This window comes from Streptomyces sp. NPDC005181, assembly GCF_040608395.1.
Lineage (GTDB): Bacteria > Actinomycetota > Actinomycetes > Streptomycetales > Streptomycetaceae > Streptomyces.
In genome coordinates this window covers 1-1,337 of the sequence record NZ_JBEXID010000259.1, presented here as the reverse complement: position 1 = coordinate 1,337, position 1,337 = coordinate 1, and the positions used below count along the sequence as shown (strand labels likewise).

The 1,337-nt window shown below is 64.5% G+C and carries 2 protein-coding genes; both read right to left on the bottom strand.

Annotation, left to right across the window (positions count from 1 at the left end):
• Positions 1–149: 149 nt before the first annotated feature.
• Complete coding sequence (locus tag ABZV38_RS40475; protein ID WP_356333977.1) at positions 150–494, bottom strand: hypothetical protein; 345 nt, start codon at positions 492–494, stop codon at positions 150–152.
• A 262-nt stretch (positions 495–756) separates the two neighbouring features.
• Complete coding sequence (locus tag ABZV38_RS40470; protein ID WP_356333975.1) at positions 757–1,221, bottom strand: cupin domain-containing protein; 465 nt, start codon at positions 1,219–1,221, stop codon at positions 757–759.
• Between the last annotated feature and the right edge of the window lie 116 nt (positions 1,222–1,337).

The window sequence follows — 1,337 nt, the reverse complement described above, 5'->3', positions numbered from 1 at the left end:
CGCGCCGACGTCTTCCACTTCATCGAGGTCGAGTACAACCGCACCAGGCTCCGCAAGCACCCCGAGTTCGGGTACCTCACCCCACTCGAAACCCGGGCCAGGCTGCAGCACGACCTCACCCCCGCAGCGTAAACAACCGCTGTCCAAGATCAAGGGGGAACTTCAGCTGGCGCATCGAGCACGGCTACCGCGAGATGAAACAGGCCCTGGGCCTGGCCCACTTCGAAGTCCGCACCTGGGGTGGCTGGCACCACCGCGTCACCCTCGTTTCCGCCGCCCACGCCTTCTGCCTTTGCGCCATGACCGCTCGTCGACGGCGCCGGCCGTGTGCCGTTCGAGTCCGGAAACCGCACGAATTCGGCTGCTTCAGCACCCTGAGTCCCGATCGCTGCAGCGTAATAGCAGCACATGGTGGTGTTGTCTCCGGCCTGCGAAAGCACCTGGCAGACCACATGACAGCCTGGTTGGCAGTTCAGAAGAAGGCGCCTGACCATGTGTCACACGGGCTCCCTGCTCCCTGGTCTACGGGTTCACCGCCGCCAAGTGCCCACCCGCCCGCGCTCATTCAGCTTGCCCAGGAGATGCCCCCCGCCGTCCTGGCACCCCTACTGGGCCTGCACGTAATCACGGCCGAGCAGGGGCGCGCCGGCTGCCGCCGCGCAGTGCGTCCGTCTGCCCTGCCGAGCGGCCGAGGTAGGGGGAGTAAGAGAGGCCCAGGAGGTCTCAAGTCTGCGGCCCTGTTGTGCAATTCATGTCCTACCTTGGCTGATCATCGACTTTGAGCTCCTCTCCCGTGTTGGAGATGAAGATGACCAGCAGCTTTGCCGGTTCCGTCCGGCTGGTGTTTTCTGTGAGTACGTGGTGGACGCCCGGCGCCTCGACCCAGTTCTCGCCTTGGTGGTAAGTACGCACTGGCCCGCCATCGATCTGGCTGCGCACAGTGCCGTCAAGCACGTAGGCGTAAACGAAAGCGTTTCCGTGCCGATGCGGGACCGCGCGTGCACCGGGCGGGAAGTCTGCGATTGCCGAGGTGAACGTCTTGCCCTCGACATGGGGAAGCGCCTGTTCGAACAGAGGCGAGAGCGTCTCGGATGGTTGCTTCGAAACCACGGCAGCAGCTGGCAACTTGCCGGGTGCATGCTCTCCTGCGGGGGCGCATGCGGCGGCTGTAGCCACCATGCCGGCAGCCAGAAGGCCACAGGCAAACCGTATTCCGGTCATGACGGTTCTCCTATCCCTCTTGGACCCGGCTTCCACAGTTCGGCGGGGTTTCGGTGGGTCAGGTCGGGGATCGATGCTGGTCAGCGCGTTGCGGCTAGCGGCACGGGCTGAAAATG